We start from the raw sequence: 15,657 nt of genomic DNA, 5'->3' as shown, positions 1-15,657 counted from the left end.
GGACGACGCGAAGGGTGCCGGGCTCAAGCGCCGGCGGGTCGAAGACCTGGTTCACTGTTCTCCTTGCGGGCCGAAGCCCGGCGTTTAGCGGGTCGTGCCCGCGACTTTCGGCAACGCTCCCCCCGCGGCCGCATTGCGGTCGGGGCGGAAGCGGGACGGGTCGACGCCCGCGATGCCGGTGACGAGCGCCAGCTCGTCTTCGATGAGAGCTGCCTCGTGCTCTTCGGGTCCGACGAGCGGCAGGCGCACGCGCGGGCTCGAGATGCGGCCGAGGCCATGCAGGATGTACTTCGCTGCGACGGTGCCGGGCACATGCGTCATCGTCGCGCGCACGAGCGGCTCCAGGGCGCGATGCGCCTCGGTCGCGGTGCGCAGGTCGTTGCCGTTGACGGCATCGACGATCGTCCGGTACGACGCCGGGGCGATGTTGGCAGTGACGCCGATGAGTCCCACGGCGCCGATCGACAGGTGCGGCAGCACGTTGGCGTCGTCACCGGAGAAGTAGAGGAGGTCGGTCTGGTTGAGCACGCGGCTGACCTCGCTGAAGTCGCCCTTGGCATCCTTGATCGCCATGATGTTCGGGTGCTTGGCGGCGCGCAGGATCGTCTCGTACTTGATCTCGACGCCCGTGCGACCCGGGATGTCGTAGAGGATCACCGGCAGATCGGTGGCATCGGCGACCATGCGGAAATGGGTGAGGATGCCCGCTTGCGTGGGCTTGTTGTAGTACGGCGTGACGATCATGATGCCGTCGGCGCCGACCTTCTCGCTGTGCTTGTACAGCTCGATCGCATGCGCGGTCTCGTTCGAGCCGCCGCCCGTGATGATCTTGGCGCGACCGGCCGCCACCGACTTGGCGACCTCGACCAGGCGCACCTTCTCGGGGTCGGTCAGCGTGCTGGTCTCCCCCGTAGTGCCGGTGACCACGATGCCGTCGGCGCCCTGCGAGATGAGCGAATCGATGTGCTTCTCGACGTCGTCCCAGTGCACTTCGCCGTCGGCCGTGAACGGAGTCACGAGCGCGACGAGCACCTGACCGAAGGGGTTCTCAAGCGTCGACACGTAGTACAGGCTATCGGGCCGCGCGGCGGTAGCTCACAAAGCGGTAGCGCAGCCCGGTGAGCGATTCCCACCATTCGTCGGGGCCCTCGGGCGCGGTGGCGACCGCTGCCCACTCCGGTCCGAGCTCGGGCGCATGCGCGTCGCCGTCGACCTCGACGTCGATCTCGGTCACCTCGAGCCGGTCGGCGAGCGCGATCGTGGCGGCGTAGAGCTGCGCGCCGCCCATCACCCAGGCGCCGGGGCCGGCGAGCGCCAGCGCGGCCTCGACCGAGTGCGCCACCTCGGCGCCCGGAGCGACGAAGGTCTCGTCGCGGGTCACCACGATGTTGCGCCGATCGACGAGGGGACGGAACCGCGGCGGGATCGACTCCCAGGTCCTGCGCCCCATGACGACCGCGTGGCCGAGGGTGAGCGCCTTGAAGCGCGCCATATCCTCCGGGAGGTGCCAGGGCATCCCCCCGTCCGCCCCGATCACGCCGCCGCGCGCCTGCGCCCAGATGAGCCCGAGCTCGGTGGCGGTCATACGGCGACGGCGGCCCGGATCGCCGGGTGGTGCTGGTAGTCGTGCACCGTGAAGTCCTCGAAGCGGTAGTCGAAGATGCTGTCGCGCGGCGTGGAGAGCTCCAGGCGCGGCAGCGGGAACGGGTCACGGCTCAGCTGCTCGGTGACCTGCTCGACGTGGTTGTCGTAGATGTGGCAGTCGCCGCCGGTCCAGACGAAGTCGCCCAGCTCGAGCCCGGTCTGCGCCGCCACCAGATGGGTCAGCAGCGCGTAGCTCGCGATGTTGAACGGCACGCCGAGGAACAGGTCGGCGCTGCGCTGGTAGAGCTGGCAGGAGAGCTTGCCCTCGGCGACGTAGAACTGGAACAGCGCGTGGCATGGCGCCAGCGCCATGGTGGGGATGTCGGCCGGGTTCCAGGCGGTGACAATCAGGCGCCGCGAGTCCGGGTTGACCCGGATCTGCTCGATCACGTCGCTGATCTGGTCGATCTGCTCGCCGCTCGGGGTGGGCCAAGAGCGCCACTGCACCCCGTAGACCGGACCGAGCTCGCCGGCCTCGTCGGCCCACTCGTCCCAGATGGTGACGCCGTGCTCGTGAAGCCAGGCGATGTTGGACTCGCCACGGAGGAACCAGAGCAGCTCGACCGCGATCGACTTGAAGTGCACACGCTTCGTCGTGATGAGCGGGAAGCCTTCCGCAAGGTCGAACCGCAGCTGGCGCCCGAAGACGCTGCGGGTTCCCGTCCCGGTGCGATCGGACTTGTGAACACCCGACTCCAGGGTCTCGCGGAGAAGGTCCTCATAGGGTGTCGGAATCGCGCTCATCGAGTGCGATGCTAACCGACGTAGAGTGATTTCCGATCGAGGAGGATGCGATGACGGTGACAAGCGAAGCCACGACCCTGTGGTTCGGCGATCTGACGAGCGGCTCGGGGACCACCTCGCTGGACTCCTCCGACGCGGCCGAGTTCCCGGTGACCTGGGCTGCCCGCTCCGAGGGCGTCGCCGGGCAGACCAACCCCGAGGAGCTCCTGGGCGCGGCCCATTCGGCCTGCTTCTCGATGGCCTTCTCGAACGAGCTCACCAAGGCGGGCTTCCCTCCCGAGAGCCTCCAGGTGACCGCGGCGGTCACCTTCCAGCCCGGCGAGGGCATCACCGGCTCGCACCTGCTGGTGAGCGCCAAGATCCCCGGCATCGGCGAGGAGCAGTTCGAGGCGATCGCCGAGAGCGCCAAGCAGAACTGCCCCGTCTCGCAGGCCCTGACCGGGATCCCGATCACGCTCGAAGCGAGTCTCGCCTGAGCGCGTCAGCGCCTCTGCGCGTCCTCGTCTCGGGAGCCTCGGGGTTCATCGGCACCGAGCTCGTCCGTCAGCTGCGCGCCGAGGGCCACGAGGTGCGGCGACTGGTGCGACGTCAGCCGCGCGCCGACGACGAGGTGAACTGGGCGCCCGCCTCGCGCACCATCGACTATCGCGTGATGGACGAGGTGGATGCGGTCATCAACCTCTCGGGCGCCTCGATCAGCCGCATCCCCTGGACTCCGGGATACCGCAAAGTGCTGCGGCAGTCGCGCATCGACACCACGCGCACCCTCACCGAGGCGATGAGCATGGCCCGCACTCCCCCGCGCGTCTTCATCAGCGCCTCGGCGGTCGGCTACTACGGGGATCGCCCCGGCGAACGCCTGACGGAGACCTCGAGCGCCGGCGAGGGGTTCCTCTGCGACCTGGTCGCCGAATGGGAGCAGGCCGCCACCCTCGCCCCGAAGGCCACGCGGGTGGTGCAGGCGCGCAGCGCCGCCGTAGTCGGGGCCGGCGGCGGGGCCCTCACCCCGCTGGCGCTGTTCACGCGGCTGGGACTCGCCACCCGATTCGGCACCGGAGGCCAGCACTGGAGCTGGATCAGCCGCCACGACGAGGCGGCGGCGCTCATCCACCTGCTGCGCTCACCGCTTGACGGGCCCGTCAACCTCGTCGGCCCGGTGCCCGCGACCTTCGATCGGGTGGCGGCGACGATCGCCCGCGAGGCGCATCGCTGGTACTTGCTCCGCGCCCCGGAGTGGGCGATCCGGCTGCTGCTCGGCGAAGCCGGTCAGCATCTGCTGCTCGATAGCGCGAAGGTGATTCCGGAGCGGCTCGCCGCCGACGGCTTCGAGTGGACGCATCCGCGCATCGAGGACGCGGTCGCCGCCGCGTTCAGCGAGCGTCGCGCTCGAGCCTGATCGCGGTGCGCGTCGCCCAGCGCGCGCGGCGGCGGTCGCCGCTCGCGTCGTAGGCGAGCGCGAGCCGGTACCAGGCGCGCCAGTCGCTCGGCTCCGCCTCGACCGCCTGCTGGTAGGTCGGGAAGACCGCCTGGGCGGCGGAGCGATCGACGCGCCCGCTCGCCGCGACCGGAAGTGCGTCGCTCGGCAGACCGCCCTCCGCCTCGAGTCGTCGGGCGAGCCGTTCGGCGCGCACGCCGAACACCACCTCGGCCACGATGGTGCCCGCCGCCAGCAGCGGAAGCACGAGCAGGGCGATGCCGATCGCGACCGGAACAATGCCGTCGAGGCCGATCATGAGCACGCCGTAGCGGATGGCGAAGACCAGGTAGAGGGCGAGCAGCGCCCCCATCACGACGACGCCGATGCGGGTCGTCATCGGCTCAGCTCCTCCGCCGCGGCGCGCCGAGGCCGAGCAGCTTGTCGAGTCCGACGGTCAGACCGGTGTGCTCGCGCGCCGCGCGCAGGCTGACCAGAATGCCCGCCTCATAGGAGGAGTCGGAGAGCGTCTGGTGGCTGATCCGCACCGTCTCGCCGGTGCCGCCGAAGCGCACCTCCTGCTCGGCGAGGACGCCGTCCATGCGGAGGCTGTGGATGGGCACACTCGCGACCTGCTGGCCCCGCGCGCGCTGATCGTTGTGGGGCGCCAGCACCGGACCGCAGTCCGCGCGCGCCACCCCGATCAGCTCGGCCGTGCGGACGGCGGTGCCGGAGGGCGAATCGACCTTTTCGGCGTGATGGCTCTCGACGATCTCGATCGAGTCGAAGTGCGGGGCCGCGAGCGTCGCGAGCCAGGTCGCGACGGCGGAGCCGAGCGAGAAGTTGGGCACGATCACGACGGCCGCCTCGGGCAGCGTGCGCAGCTTGGCGCGAAGCGCGTCGATGCGGTCCGCGCTCCAGCCCGAGGTGCCCACCAGGACGGGGATGCCCCGCTCGAGCGCGGCATCCACCACGCTCGCCGAGACTGAGGGAATCGTCAGGTCGACGACGAGATCGGCGCCGTCGATGAGCTCGATCGGGTCGCGCGATCCGACGAGCGCGTGCACCTCGAACTCGGGCTCCTGCTCGACGAGTCGTGTCGTGAGCCTTCCCATGCGACCCGAGGCTCCGACGATCGCGACACGTGTGACCATGAGGTCATGGTAGCGACCCGCGGCGGTCGGGCTCGTCGGCGTAGCCTGTGCAGGTGCTGCAGTTCGTGCCCACCCGAACCGATGACCCGCTCGCTCGCGAGCTGCTCACCGAGTACTTCACGAGTCGTCAGCTGGGTTTCATCTCCCGCCCCGAGGGGTACCGGGTCGTGTTCCCCGACACCGCTGCGTTCCTGCCGCCGGCCGGCGTGTTCTTCGTGGTGACCGAGACGTCGACGGAGGCTGAGCCGCGTGTGCTCGGCTGCGGCGGCATCCGGCTGCTCGACGCCGAGCGAGCCGAGATCAAGCATCTGTGGATCCGCGAGCATGCGCGCGGCCTCGGCGCGGGCCGTTCCCTCCTGCTCGCCCTCGAGGAGGCCGGGCGCGAACTCGGCGCCCGCACCGCGGTGCTGGACACGAACCAGAGTCTGACCGCCGCGCAGCAGCTGTACCGCTCGGCGGGCTACCTCGAGACGGCGCCGTACAACGACAACCCCAACGCGACCCACTGGTTCGCGAAGCCGCTGTAGCTGCCCGCCGCGGCGGACTCAGTAGGGCTGTTCGACCGAGAGACCGGTGCGCAGCTCGGGCGGAAGGTGTCCGAGATCGTTGTGCGTGACCAGCACCGCAGGCTTAGCGGAGCGCACCCGAATGATCGTGAGCCCGCAGTTGGCCTGGTTCACTCCAAGCCAGCGCCACGGTGCCGCACCGAAGGTCTCGCGCACGAACCAGCCGATGACGAAGTTGTGCGTGATGAGCAGCTCGTGGCGGTCCTCCCGGGCGGGCGCGATCCACTCGGCGGTGGCGTCGGTCATCTGCGCCTCGCCGGCGGCGATCTGCTCGTCCGTGACGCCGCCGAAGAAGGCCTCGAAGCCGTGGGGAAGGTCCGGTGTCGGCCCGGACGGAATGCAGTCCATCAGGAGCATGTGCGGCTGGATCTGCACGGCGGGCATGCGGGAGCCGATGATCTGGGCCGTCTCCTGCGCACGCTCGAGCGGCGAGGTCCAGGCCGCGTCGAACGGCACCCCGCTCAGCCGATCGGCGATCGCCTCGGCCTGGCGAACCCCGCGGGGGCTCAGCGGGCCGTCGGGCAGACCGTGCTCGGCGTCCAGCTGTTCGCCGTGGCGCACCAGGTACAGATATCGCGACATCGAAGGATCCCCCGGATCAGGCAGCAGTCGGCTCGACGTCGAGCTTCGTGAACGTGTCAGGCTGCACCGCGCCGACGGCGGCGATGGAGAGCGGGCCGGCGACCAGCTCGGCAGCCAGGTCGCGCACCTCGTCGCGGGTGACCGCGCCGAGTCGCACGAGCGTCTCGTCGAGGTCCGCGAACTCCCCCAGCGTCAGCTCGCTGCGGCCCAGGCGCGACATGCGCGCGTCGGAGTCCTCGAGCGCGAGTGCGGAGGCTCCGCCGAGCTGGCCGCGGGCGCGCCGCAGCTCGTCCTCGCTGATGCCCTCGTCGGCGAGCTTGCGGAACTCGGCGAGCATGAGCTCGGCGACCTCGCCGGCGCGGGCGGGCGAGCACCCGGCGTACAGGCCGAAAAGCCCGCCGTCGGAGTAGCCGGAGGAGAAGGAGTAGACGGAGTAGGCCAGGCCGCGCTCCTCGCGGATCTCCTGGAACAGGCGTGACGACATGCCGCCACCGAGCACGGAATTCAGGATCGCCAGGGCAGGGCGCCGCGCATCGACCGCGGAGATTCCGGGAACGCCGAGCATCAGGTTGACCTGTTCGAGCGGTCGGATGACGAGGCGGCTCACCCCGCCGACGCCCGAATCCAGGGGCGCCGCCGGGTGAGCGACGTCGCTGCGCCGAGGCACCGGCGCGGCCGGCGCATCGCTCGACCAGCCGGCGCGGTCCAGCGCTGCGATGGTCGCACTCACCAGTTCGTCGTGGTCGATGGCACCGGCCACCGTCACGACCAGGTCCTGCGGACGGTAGTTCCGCTGGTAGTGCGCCCACACCGCGTCGCGGCTGACGGCCCCGATCGACGCCGGGTTGCCGCCGATCGGTCGACCGAGGGGATGGTCGCCGAAGACCGCTTCGAAGATCCTCTCGCCGGCGACGTCGCCCGGGTCGTCATCGGCCATCGCGAGCTCTTCGAGAATCACGCCGCGCTCGCTCTCGAACTCCCCGGACTCGAGCACCGAGGAGGTGAACATGTCGGCCAAGACGTCGATCGCCATCGGCACATCGACGTCGCGCACCTTCGCGTAGTAGCAGGTGTGCTCCTTCGCGGTGAGGGCGTTGTGCTCGCCGCCGACCGAGTCGAAGGCGACCGCGATGTCGAGAGCGGAGCGCGTCGGGGTGCCTTTGAAGAGCAGGTGCTCGAGGAAGTGGGTGGCACCGTAGGTGACGGGCTCCTCGTCGCGAGATCCGACCGCGACCCAGAATCCGACGGTGGCGCTCTGCGCTCCGGGGACCTGCTCGCTGAGGATGCGCGCGCCGTTCGGAAGGAGGGTGCGGCGGACCCGGGTCGACCCGGAGGCGAGGATCTCGAGTTCGGGAGTTTCCAGCGGGAGCCGCACTGCGCCATTCATCACCGCGAGCCTACGTCATCCGTTCGAGACGATGACGCCCCGCGACACGCTGACCTGAGAATTCCACAAATGCCTGGCCCTTTCGCGAAACCAGGCGTACGCTCGAATTCAGAGACAGGCGGCGCCCTACCGCCATGCCTCGGGATGCACCCTCATCCCTGACAACTGAATAGCACCTGCATCAACCCGAGGTCTGACCCAGACCATCCACCGCCCGGACACCGGCGTCGACGACGACAACGGCGTCCCGACAGAACCCGCCCGAGGAGTCGCTGTCATGTTCGTTCCCGTACCCGAAAAACTCGATCAGCGCCCGCTGGCCCCGGCCAAGCAGCGCATTCTCGAGACCGCCGACGTGCTGTTCACCCGCGAGGGGATTCGCGCCGTCGGGGTCGACTGGCTCATCGAAGAGTCGCACGTCACCAAGGCGACGTTCTACAAGCACTTCCGGGCGAAGGACCGCCTCGTCCTGGATTACCTCGCCGATCGGCACCGCCGAATCGCACTCGACGTCGCGCTGCGCCTGAGCGCGATCTCCGATCCCGCCGACGCGCTGAACGCGCTGCGCGATTGGACCGCCGCGGACGTCGGCAACCCGGCTCTGCGCGGGTGTGCATTCCTGTCCGCCGCCGTCGAGTACCCGGAGAGCGAGCACCCGGTCCGAGTCAGTGTCGGCGTCCACCGCGCCTGGCTCCACGACCTTTTCGAGTCGCTGCTGACACAGCTGGGCCACCCCGAGCCGCGCAACGGTGCGGAAGACCTGATGCTCGCGCGCGACGGCGCCCTGCTCGGCGGCTACGCGGGCGACCCCGCGAGTGCGCGCGGTGCCCTGCAGCGGATCTTCCAATGCGTGTTGACCTCGGCGGCCGTTCCCGTCTGACGCGGTCCCGACCCGGAGCTACGAGCTCGCCCGATCGAGGTCGAGGAGCTGATGGCGACTGAGGCGAAGCCTCGACGCCGCCGCGAAGTCATCCACGTGCTCGGCGCGACTCGCCGAGACGACCGGCGCGACCACGTTCGGCTTGCTCAGCAGCCAGGCGAGTGACACCGCCGCGGGCGTGGACTCCTGCTCGCCCGCGACCTTGTCGAGCGCCGCCAGCACGCGCAGACCCGTCCGGGTGAGGTACTCGGCGACCTCGCCGCGACGGTCCGAGCGAGCCACATCGGCCCGCGACCGGTACTTGCCGGTGAGGAACCCGCTCGCGAGCGCGAATCGCGGCATCACCGCGAGCTCGAGATCACGCGCGACGCGGGCGACCTCCTGCTCGTGCTGTCGGCGGTGCATCAGGTTGTACTGGTTCTGCACCGCGACCATGCGGGCGACGCCCAGTTGCGCCGAGGCGATGCGCGCCTCCACCAAGCGGTTCCCGGCATGATCGGAGGCGCCGAACGCCTGCACCTTGCCGGCTCGAATGAGCTCGTCGACGGCCAGCAGCGTCTGCTCGAACGGAACCTCCGGGTCATCGATGTGCAGGTAGAGCAGGTCGATGCGGTCGGTGCGCAGCCGCCGCAGCGAGTCCTCGACGGCGGCCGAGATCGCCCGCGCCGTGACCCCGGGATGATCCGCCCCCTTGCCGACCTTGGTGGCGACCACCAGATCATCGCGGTTGCGACGGAACCGCATCCAGTTGCCGATCATGATCTCGCTGCGTCCACCCGCATACGAGTCCGCGGTGTCGATGAAGTTGCCGCCGAAGTGCGTGTAGCGGTCGAGGATGCGCTCCGTCTCCTCGGCGTCCGCCGTCCAGCCGAAGACGTTGCCGCCGAGGGCGACCGGAAAGACGCGGAGGCCGGAACTCGCGATCGCCCGACGCACCGAGACGACCCCGTCGACGACGACCGCGGTCTCGTTCGTGCCCAGGGTCGGAGCCGGAGAGACCGTGCTGGTCTGCTCGTGTCGCTTCACTCCCGGCACCTCCTCGAACTCGAGGCACGGTGTGGTTCGCGACGCGCCACGTCGGGGGGCCTCGAGCGACGCAATGCGCTCAGAGTAACTCTCACGACCGCATCCGCGGCGCCAAGTGGCCGAATCGTTACGGCGCGGCGCTCGCTGGCGGCTTGAATCGCGCCTTGAGTTCCCTGTGCCTGTGCCTGCGAATGCGCCGCCCCGGCGTCGCAGGTGGCACCGTGGATGCGTGATGACCGAATCCACGCGCACCGCGTCGCGCTCCCGCCGGGGTGCCGCCGTCGCCGCGTGGGTGGCTCTCTCGACGGTCGGCACGGCGGGCGCGATCGCGACGCTCTGGCACCTGCGCCCACGATGGACGAGCTGCGTGGCCGACGCCATCGAGCGTGGGTGCGTCTCCGGGGTCTCCAGCGTGACAGCCATGGCGAGCGCCGTCGCCTTGATGACCGTGCTCGCGGCCATCGTGCTGGTCGCCGCGTTCGTGCGCGGCGGAATGCGACTGCCGCTGCTCGTCGCGGCCAACGCGGCGGGCGTCATCGTCTTCGCGACCGGCCTGATCGCCTCGATCGGCTGAGCGCCGTCCGCGGAAACGGAACAAGGCCCGCCCCGCCGAAGCGGAACGGGCCTTGCCGTGAGACGAAGGATCAGCCCTCGACCGGAGCCTCCGGGCTCTCAGCAGCGGCGCTGTCGTCACCCGCGGCCTCGTCGACCACCGGGGCGAGCGAGAGCTTTCCGCGGTCGTCGATCTTGGTGATCTCCACCTGGATCTTCTGGCCGACGCCGAGCACGTCTTCGACGTTCTCGACGCGCTTGCCGCCGGCGAGCTTGCGCACCTCGCTGATGTGCAGCAGGCCGTCCTTGCCGGGGGTCAGCGACACGAAGGCACCGAAGGTCGCGATCTTGACGACCGTTCCCAGGTAGCGCTCGCCGACCTCGGGCTGCAGCGGGTTGCCGATCGCGAGGACCTGCGCGCGGGCCGCCTCGGCCGAGGGACCGTCGACGGCGCCGATGTACACGGTGCCGTCTTCCTCGATCGAGATGTCGGCGCCGGTCTCGTCCTGGATCGCGTTGATCGTCTTGCCCTTGGGGCCGATCAGCTCGCCGATCTTGTCGACCGGGATGTTGACGCTGATGACGCGCGGCGCGGTCGGCGCCATCTCGTCGGGGGCGTCGATCGCCTGGTTGATGACCGCGAGGATGGCCGTGCGGGCCTCCTTGGCCTGCTTGAGCGCACCGTCGAGCACGCTCGAGGGCAGACCCGCGAGCTTGGTGTCGAGCTGGATCGCCGTGACGAACTCGCTCGTGCCGGCGACCTTGAAGTCCATGTCGCCGAGCGCGTCTTCGGCACCGAGGATGTCGGTGAGGGCCGCGTAGCGGGTCTCGCCGTCGACCTCGTCCGAGATGAGGCCCATCGCGATACCGGCGACGGGGGCCTTGAGCGGCACACCGGCGTTCAGCAGCGACAGGGTCGAGGCGCACACCGAGCCCATCGACGTCGAGCCGTTGGAGCCGAGAGCCTCGGACACCTGACGGATCGCGTAGGGGAACTCCTCACGCGGCGGCAGCACCGGCACGAGGGCGCGCTCGGCGAGGAAGCCGTGCCCGATCTCGCGACGCTTCGGGCTTCCCACACGGCCGGTCTCACCGGTCGAGTAGGGCGGGAAGTTGTAGTGGTGCAGGTAGCGCTTCTTGGTGACGGGGTTCAGCGAGTCGATCTGCTGCTCCATCTTGAGCATGTTCAGCGTGGTGACACCCAGGATCTGGGTCTCGCCGCGCTGGAAGATCGCCGAGCCGTGAACGCGCGGGATGACCTGCACCTCGGCGTCGAGCGCCCGGATGTCGGTCAGGCCGCGGCCGTCGATGCGGATGCCCTCGGTCAGCACGCGGGTGCGCATGACCTTCTTGCTGACCGACTTGTAGGCGGCGCTGACCATCGGCGGCACGTCGCCGCTGAGCTGACCGGCGTCGACCTTCTCGTTGATCGCGGTCTTGACGCGCTCCTTGAGCTCGTCGTCGGCCTTCTGACGCTCCTGCTTGTCGGCGATCTGGTAGACCGTCTTGAGGTCGTCGTAGGCGATCTCGGCGACCGCGTTGTAGGCCTCGTCCGAGTAGGGCGGGAACAGCGGGTAGTCCTGGATCTCCTTGGCCGACTGCGCGGCGAGCTCGGCCTGAGCCTTCGCGAGCTGACGCAGGAACGGCTTGGCGGCCTCGAGGCCCTGGGCGACGACGGCCTCGTCGGGCTTGGTCGCGCCGCCGCGGATGAGCTCCCAGCTTCCCTCGGTGGCCTCGGCCTCGACCATCATGATCGCGACGTCCTCGTTGCCGTTCTCGTCGGTGACGAGGCGGCCGGCGACGGTGAGGTCGAAGACGGCCTCGGCGAGCTGGCTGTGCTTCGGGAAGGCGACCCACTGGTCGCCGATGAGCGCCATGCGGATGCCGGCGACCGGTCCGTAGAACGGCAGGCCCGAGATCTGGGTCGAGGCGCTCGCGGCGTTGATGGCGAGGGCGTCGTAGAACTCGTCGGGCGCGATGCTGAGCACCGTGATGACGATCTGGACCTCGTTGCGCAGACCCTCGACGAAGGTCGGGCGCAGCGGACGGTCGATCAGACGGCAGACCAGGATCGCCTCGGTCGAGGGGCGACCCTCGCGACGGAAGAACGAACCGGGGATCTTGCCGGCCGCGTAGGAGCGCTCTTCGACATCCACCGTGAGGGGGAAGAAGTCGAAGCCGTCGCGCGGGTGCTTGCCCGCGCTGGTGGCGCTGAGGATCATGGTGTCCTCGTCGAGGTACGCGGCGACCGCGCCCTGGGCCTGCTGCGCGAGGCGACCGGTTTCGAACCGGACGGTGCGCGTGCCGAACTTGCCGTTGTCGAGAACGGTTTCGGCGAACTTGATTTCGGGACCCTCCATGGGCCTCTCCTTAGCTGCCATGCATCCGGCATGGCGTTTCTCGCGAAGGAGCAGGAGTAGGCAGGAAGGGAACCGGCGAATGCCGCCGGGATTCTGCTCTGGTCAACAGTAGAAGCGCTCCGACTCGCGACCTCGCGACCTTCGGAAGACCACCACCGGTGACCAGCTTCGTGCCGGCCTGCTCCGTGATGTTCCCACGGCGTTGTCTCCGCGCGCGGGCAATCGCCGAGTGGCGATCAGTTTGATGCTAGCAGTTTGCCCCGGTGAGGCGTTGAATGAGAACGCGGGTCGCGATCCGCGCCCGCCTGATTCAAGGAGGAATCATGGCCACTGTGGCTCGAGTCACCACCATTACCGCGCGCTCCGAGACCAGCTTCGAGGACGCCACCCGATCGGGAATCGAACGTGCGAGCACCACGATCCGCGGGATCACGGGCGCCTGGGTCAAGGAGCAGCAGGTCTCCGTCGAGGGCGGCGCGATCACCGCCTGGCAGGTGACGCTCGAGGTGACGTTCGTCCTCGAGGACTGACCGACACCGGATGTTCACCCGGGGCGCGTAGAACGCCGGGGTGACAACCGATCCGTGGCCGCTCGAACTGGCGGCCTCGCCGTGGCTCTACCCGCTCGTGTTCGCGCTCGTGGTCGGCGACGCCTTTCTGGTGGTGCTCCCGAGCGAGACGGTCGTGGTCGCGCTCGGCGCGCTCGCCGGCGCGACCGGAACGCCGTGGCTCGTCGTGCTGGTCCCGGTCGCAGCCGTCGGCGCAACGACCGGCGACCTGCTGTGCTTCCTGATCGGACGCAGGGTGGGCCTGGAGCGCTGGGGGTGGCAGCGCCGCGGCCGGCTCGCGGGGGCGCTCGCACGGGCGCGCACCACGATCGAACGCCGCACCGCGGTGCTGGTGTTCACGGCACGCTACGTGCCCTTCGCCCGGATCGCCGTCAACCTCACGGCGGGCGCCTCGGGGATTCCGCTCCGCCGGTTCCTGCCGCTCTCGGCCGCCGCGGGACTGGGCTGGGCGATCTACAACGTCGCGATCGGCGCCGGATTCGGGGCGATCCTGCGCGACGAGCCGCTGCTGGCGATCGTTTGCTCGGTCGCGGTGGCCATCGCGGTCGGCGTCACCGTCGATCTGCTGATCGGACGGCTCAGCCGCGCGCGAGCCGGCGATTCGCCGCCAGCACCAGAGCCGCCACGATGAGGGCGAACGTCACGATGACGGGCGTGATGGGGAACATGCTCACGGCGATGCCGACCAGCACCACCGGCACCGTCAGCCCGAGGTAGGCGATCAGATAGATCGCGGCGAGGACTTCTCCCCGGCGTTCGGCATCGGCGAGACCGGCCGCGGTGGCGATCGCGTCGCGGAAGAGCAGTCCGACTCCGCCGCCCGCGACGATGCCGGAGGCGACGAACACGGGAACCGAGGCGAGCGCGACACTCGCGACGAGAAGACCGAGCCCGAGCAGCAGCGCCACCACCGCCACGCGCCGCTGGCGCGCGCGGGCGACCGCCGTGAAGGCGATCTGGGCTGCGGCCGCGGAGGCGAACACCGCGAAGGTCACACCGCCGGCGGCGAGCCGCGAAGGCTCATGCAGTGTCACCGCGAGCACGGTCGGCGCGAGCGAGGTGAAGAGCCCGAACACCGCGAAGCCGGTGAAGGCGGCCACGCCCGCGGCGACGAAGGCGCTGCGCCCGGTGCGCGGGACCGCCGCCCGCTGCGGCCGGTACGCCGGTCGCTCTTCGCGATGCTCCACCGTCTCGGGAACGAGCGCCACGGCGAGCGTGATCGCGACGAGGACGACGAGGAAGACCACGTAGGGCACGTGGAGCGGATCGGGCGCGAACTCGGCGAGGACCCCCGAGACGAGCGTGCCGAGCGCCAGCCCCCCGGTGTTCACCACCGTGGCGACGGTGTTCGCCCAGCGCGGGCCCTCGCCGGGGCGGGCCACGGCCCGCAGCTCGCTCAAGTGCGCGGTCGCCGAGGCGGTCAGGGCACCCACCCCGACGCCGGAGACGAAGCGCGCGATGAGGAGGCCGGCGACGTCCTGCCAGGCGAGGAACATCACCGCGGAGACGACCGCGAGCGCCGCCGAGATCAGCACCATGCGGCGGCGGCCGAACCAGTCGCTGAGGTGCCCGATGAGGAAGAGGCTCGCGATCACCCCGACCGCGTAGGTTCCGAAGATGACGGTGATGACCCAGGTCGGGAATCCGTCGCGGCTCTGGTAGATCGCGTAGAGCGGGGTCGGCACCGTGGAGAAGGCGAGGATCAGCAGGAACGCCACCGCGATGACCCAGAACCCGCTGCCGTGGCGCAGCCTCCCGGGTGCGGTGCGCGCAGACGGCCGGATGACGGGGATCGAGTCGGTGGTGGTCACTCGACCATCATGCGCGCGCGGACGCATCGATCAAAACGAATGCTTTGGATCAGAGCAATCGATATCTACGATTGGCTCATGGACTCCCGTCAGCTCGAGTACTTCGTCGCCGTTGCGGAGGAGCTCAACTTCACGCGCGCCGCCGACCGGGTGTTCGCCGCCCAGTCGACCGTCTCGGCGGGGATCCGCGCGCTCGAGCGCGAGCTCGACCTGGCGCTGTTCGAGCGCACCCCGCGCCAGGTGCGTCTGACGCCCGCCGGCGACGCGCTGCTGCCGGATGCCCGCCGCGCCCTCCACGCACTGGAGGCCGTGCATGTGCGCGCGCACGACGACGGAGTGATCCGCGGCCGCCTGCGCGTCGGCGTCTTCAGCAATGTGCACGTCGTCGACCTGCCGAGCCTGATGGGGGAATACCACCGGCGACATCCCGAGGTGGAGGTGCAGCTGGGCGCGTCGCCGACCGGCTCGACCGGGTTCGCCGACGATGTGCGCACCGGCCGTGTCGACGCGGCGTTCCTCGGTCTGCCGACCGTGCCGGACGGCCTGTATGCCCAGCGCCTCGCGGTCTCCTCCTTCGTCGCGGTGCTCCCGGCATCGCACCGTTTGGCCGAGTGGACCACGGTGCCCCTCCGCGAGCTGGTGACGGAGCGCTTCGTCGATGTCGGAGCCGGCTTCGGCAACCGCGTCACGTTCGACGCCGCGCTGACCACGCGCGGATTGGCGCGGCACGTCGCCGCCGAAGTGCCGGATCTCGGCGAAGTCCCGCGCTTCGTCGCCGAGCACCTCGGAGTGGCCGCGATTCCGCAGATCACCTACGTCGACACCCCGGGATGCGTCACCCGCCCGCTCGACGACGACATCGAGTGGCGTCTCACCGTCATCGGGCGCTCCGAGCTGAGCAGGGCGACGCGGGCCTTCTTCGACCTGCTCGCCGAGCGGTTCCCGCGCGCCGTCGCGTGACTAGGCTC

At 70.0% G+C, this 15,657-nt stretch carries 18 protein-coding genes; 8 read left to right on the top strand and 10 right to left on the bottom strand.

The features are described from left to right. Positions 1-84 precede the first annotated feature (84 nt). Genes dapA through ACR3ZA_RS11550 form a run of 3 tightly spaced genes read right to left on the bottom strand, consistent with a single transcriptional unit; the run spans position 85 to position 2,388 of the window. On the bottom strand, positions 85-1,062 hold the full coding sequence (gene dapA / locus ACR3ZA_RS11560) for a 4-hydroxy-tetrahydrodipicolinate synthase (protein WP_473662096.1): 978 nt from the start codon (positions 1,060-1,062) through the stop codon (positions 85-87). A 10-nt stretch (positions 1,063-1,072) separates the two neighbouring features. After that, positions 1,073-1,585 (bottom strand): dihydrofolate reductase, encoded by a 513-nt coding sequence (locus ACR3ZA_RS11555; RefSeq protein ID WP_473662095.1) that lies wholly within the window; start codon positions 1,583-1,585, stop codon positions 1,073-1,075. Beyond that, positions 1,582-2,388: a thymidylate synthase gene (locus tag ACR3ZA_RS11550; protein ID WP_473662094.1), complete on the bottom strand. Its 807-nt coding sequence runs from the start codon at positions 2,386-2,388 to the stop codon at positions 1,582-1,584. The genes ACR3ZA_RS11555 and ACR3ZA_RS11550 overlap by 4 nt, the downstream gene beginning before the upstream one ends. Before the next feature lie 50 nt (positions 2,389-2,438). Between ACR3ZA_RS11550 and ACR3ZA_RS11545 the strand changes: the two genes are divergently transcribed. Together ACR3ZA_RS11545 and ACR3ZA_RS11540 are read left to right on the top strand one after the other, a co-directional pair. Next, positions 2,439-2,864 (top strand): OsmC family peroxiredoxin, encoded by a 426-nt coding sequence (locus ACR3ZA_RS11545; protein ID WP_473555097.1) that lies wholly within the window; start codon positions 2,439-2,441, stop codon positions 2,862-2,864. Beyond that, entirely contained in the window at positions 2,804-3,784 is a 981-nt protein-coding gene (locus ACR3ZA_RS11540) for a TIGR01777 family oxidoreductase (RefSeq protein WP_473662244.1), read from the top strand. The genes ACR3ZA_RS11545 and ACR3ZA_RS11540 overlap by 61 nt, the downstream gene beginning before the upstream one ends. Here ACR3ZA_RS11540 and ACR3ZA_RS11535 read toward each other — a convergent pair. Next, the gene (locus ACR3ZA_RS11535) at positions 3,759-4,202 is read right to left on the bottom strand and encodes a tetratricopeptide repeat protein (RefSeq protein ID WP_473662093.1); all 444 of its coding nucleotides are present in this window, start codon (positions 4,200-4,202) and stop codon (positions 3,759-3,761) included. The genes ACR3ZA_RS11540 and ACR3ZA_RS11535 overlap by 26 nt on opposite strands. 4 nt (positions 4,203-4,206) lie before the next feature. Next, positions 4,207-4,956: a 4-hydroxy-tetrahydrodipicolinate reductase gene (gene dapB, locus ACR3ZA_RS11530; protein WP_473662092.1), complete on the bottom strand. Its 750-nt coding sequence runs from the start codon at positions 4,954-4,956 to the stop codon at positions 4,207-4,209. A 53-nt stretch (positions 4,957-5,009) separates the two neighbouring features. Between dapB and ACR3ZA_RS11525 the strand changes: the two genes are divergently transcribed. Next, a complete protein-coding gene (locus ACR3ZA_RS11525; RefSeq protein ID WP_473662091.1) occupies positions 5,010-5,483 on the top strand; it encodes a GNAT family N-acetyltransferase in 474 nt (157 codons plus the stop codon). Positions 5,484-5,501: 18 nt separating this feature from the next. Here the strand turns inward: ACR3ZA_RS11525 and ACR3ZA_RS11520 are convergent, their stop codons facing one another. Both ACR3ZA_RS11520 and ACR3ZA_RS11515 read right to left on the bottom strand, forming a co-directional pair. Next, on the bottom strand, positions 5,502-6,104 hold the full coding sequence (locus ACR3ZA_RS11520) for a histidine phosphatase family protein (protein ID WP_473662090.1): 603 nt from the start codon (positions 6,102-6,104) through the stop codon (positions 5,502-5,504). A gap of 16 nt (positions 6,105-6,120) precedes the next feature. Beyond that, positions 6,121-7,491 carry an insulinase family protein gene (locus ACR3ZA_RS11515; protein ID WP_473662089.1) on the bottom strand — a complete coding sequence of 457 codons (1,371 nt, stop codon included), beginning with the start codon at positions 7,489-7,491 and terminating at the stop codon, positions 6,121-6,123. Positions 7,492-7,768: 277 nt separating this feature from the next. On the opposite strand from ACR3ZA_RS11515, the gene ACR3ZA_RS11510 reads away from it, so the two are divergent. Then, positions 7,769-8,371: a TetR family transcriptional regulator gene (locus ACR3ZA_RS11510; protein ID WP_473662088.1), complete on the top strand. Its 603-nt coding sequence runs from the start codon at positions 7,769-7,771 to the stop codon at positions 8,369-8,371. A gap of 18 nt (positions 8,372-8,389) precedes the next feature. On the opposite strand, the gene ACR3ZA_RS11505 is transcribed toward ACR3ZA_RS11510, so the two are convergent. Further along, positions 8,390-9,397 (bottom strand): aldo/keto reductase, encoded by a 1,008-nt coding sequence (locus ACR3ZA_RS11505; RefSeq protein WP_473662087.1) that lies wholly within the window; start codon positions 9,395-9,397, stop codon positions 8,390-8,392. 232 nt (positions 9,398-9,629) lie between these two features. Here ACR3ZA_RS11505 and ACR3ZA_RS11500 point away from each other — a divergent pair, with 232 nt between their 5' ends. Continuing rightward, positions 9,630-9,971: a hypothetical protein gene (locus ACR3ZA_RS11500; RefSeq protein WP_473662086.1), complete on the top strand. Its 342-nt coding sequence runs from the start codon at positions 9,630-9,632 to the stop codon at positions 9,969-9,971. A 70-nt stretch (positions 9,972-10,041) separates the two neighbouring features. Here ACR3ZA_RS11500 and ACR3ZA_RS11495 read toward each other — a convergent pair whose 3' ends face one another. Further along, positions 10,042-12,309, bottom strand: coding sequence for a polyribonucleotide nucleotidyltransferase (locus ACR3ZA_RS11495; RefSeq protein ID WP_473662085.1), 2,268 nt, complete (start codon positions 12,307-12,309; stop codon positions 10,042-10,044). Between the two features lie 323 nt (positions 12,310-12,632). Here ACR3ZA_RS11495 and ACR3ZA_RS11490 point away from each other — a divergent pair, with 323 nt between their 5' ends. Together ACR3ZA_RS11490 and ACR3ZA_RS11485 are read left to right on the top strand one after the other, a co-directional pair. Continuing rightward, positions 12,633-12,839, top strand: a complete 207-nt coding sequence (locus ACR3ZA_RS11490; protein ID WP_473662084.1) for a dodecin domain-containing protein — start codon at positions 12,633-12,635, stop codon at positions 12,837-12,839. Positions 12,840-12,879: 40 nt separating this feature from the next. Next, entirely contained in the window at positions 12,880-13,509 is a 630-nt protein-coding gene (locus tag ACR3ZA_RS11485) for a VTT domain-containing protein (protein WP_473662083.1), read from the top strand. Here the strand turns inward: ACR3ZA_RS11485 and ACR3ZA_RS11480 are convergent. Continuing rightward, positions 13,457-14,689 carry an MFS transporter gene (locus ACR3ZA_RS11480; RefSeq protein ID WP_473662082.1) on the bottom strand — a complete coding sequence of 411 codons (1,233 nt, stop codon included), beginning with the start codon at positions 14,687-14,689 and terminating at the stop codon, positions 13,457-13,459. The genes ACR3ZA_RS11485 and ACR3ZA_RS11480 overlap by 53 nt on opposite strands. A 78-nt stretch (positions 14,690-14,767) precedes the next feature. Between ACR3ZA_RS11480 and ACR3ZA_RS11475 the strand changes: the two genes are divergently transcribed. Further along, positions 14,768-15,649: a LysR substrate-binding domain-containing protein gene (locus tag ACR3ZA_RS11475; protein ID WP_473662081.1), complete on the top strand. Its 882-nt coding sequence runs from the start codon at positions 14,768-14,770 to the stop codon at positions 15,647-15,649. Positions 15,650-15,657 lie beyond the last annotated feature (8 nt).

The sequence above is a fragment of the Herbiconiux sp. J20-20 genome, from assembly GCF_057365085.1.
Note: the sequence above shows the minus strand (reverse complement) of the source record. Positions and strands in the feature narration are given on the sequence as shown.

Bases quoted from the DNA above. Each gene is read 5' to 3' on its own strand.
- ACR3ZA_RS11555 (WP_473662095.1), bottom strand. From the start codon at position 1,585: ATGACCGCCACCGAGCTCGGGCTCATCTGGGCGCAGGCGCGCGGCGGC.
- ACR3ZA_RS11520 (WP_473662090.1), bottom strand. From the start codon at position 6,104: ATGTCGCGATATCTGTACCTGGTGCGCCACGGCGAACAGCTGGACGCC.
- ACR3ZA_RS11495 (WP_473662085.1), bottom strand. From the start codon at position 12,309: ATGGAGGGTCCCGAAATCAAGTTCGCCGAAACCGTTCTCGACAACGGC.
- dapB (WP_473662092.1), bottom strand. From the start codon at position 4,956: ATGGTCACACGTGTCGCGATCGTCGGAGCCTCGGGTCGCATGGGAAGG.
- ACR3ZA_RS11500 (WP_473662086.1), top strand. From the start codon at position 9,630: ATGACCGAATCCACGCGCACCGCGTCGCGCTCCCGCCGGGGTGCCGCC.
- ACR3ZA_RS11490 (WP_473662084.1), top strand. From the start codon at position 12,633: ATGGCCACTGTGGCTCGAGTCACCACCATTACCGCGCGCTCCGAGACC.
- ACR3ZA_RS11545 (WP_473555097.1), top strand. From the start codon at position 2,439: ATGACGGTGACAAGCGAAGCCACGACCCTGTGGTTCGGCGATCTGACG.
- ACR3ZA_RS11510 (WP_473662088.1), top strand. From the start codon at position 7,769: ATGTTCGTTCCCGTACCCGAAAAACTCGATCAGCGCCCGCTGGCCCCG.
- ACR3ZA_RS11515 (WP_473662089.1), bottom strand. From the start codon at position 7,491: ATGAATGGCGCAGTGCGGCTCCCGCTGGAAACTCCCGAACTCGAGATC.
- ACR3ZA_RS11475 (WP_473662081.1), top strand. From the start codon at position 14,768: ATGGACTCCCGTCAGCTCGAGTACTTCGTCGCCGTTGCGGAGGAGCTC.
- ACR3ZA_RS11550 (WP_473662094.1), bottom strand. From the start codon at position 2,388: ATGAGCGCGATTCCGACACCCTATGAGGACCTTCTCCGCGAGACCCTG.
- ACR3ZA_RS11535 (WP_473662093.1), bottom strand. From the start codon at position 4,202: ATGACGACCCGCATCGGCGTCGTCGTGATGGGGGCGCTGCTCGCCCTC.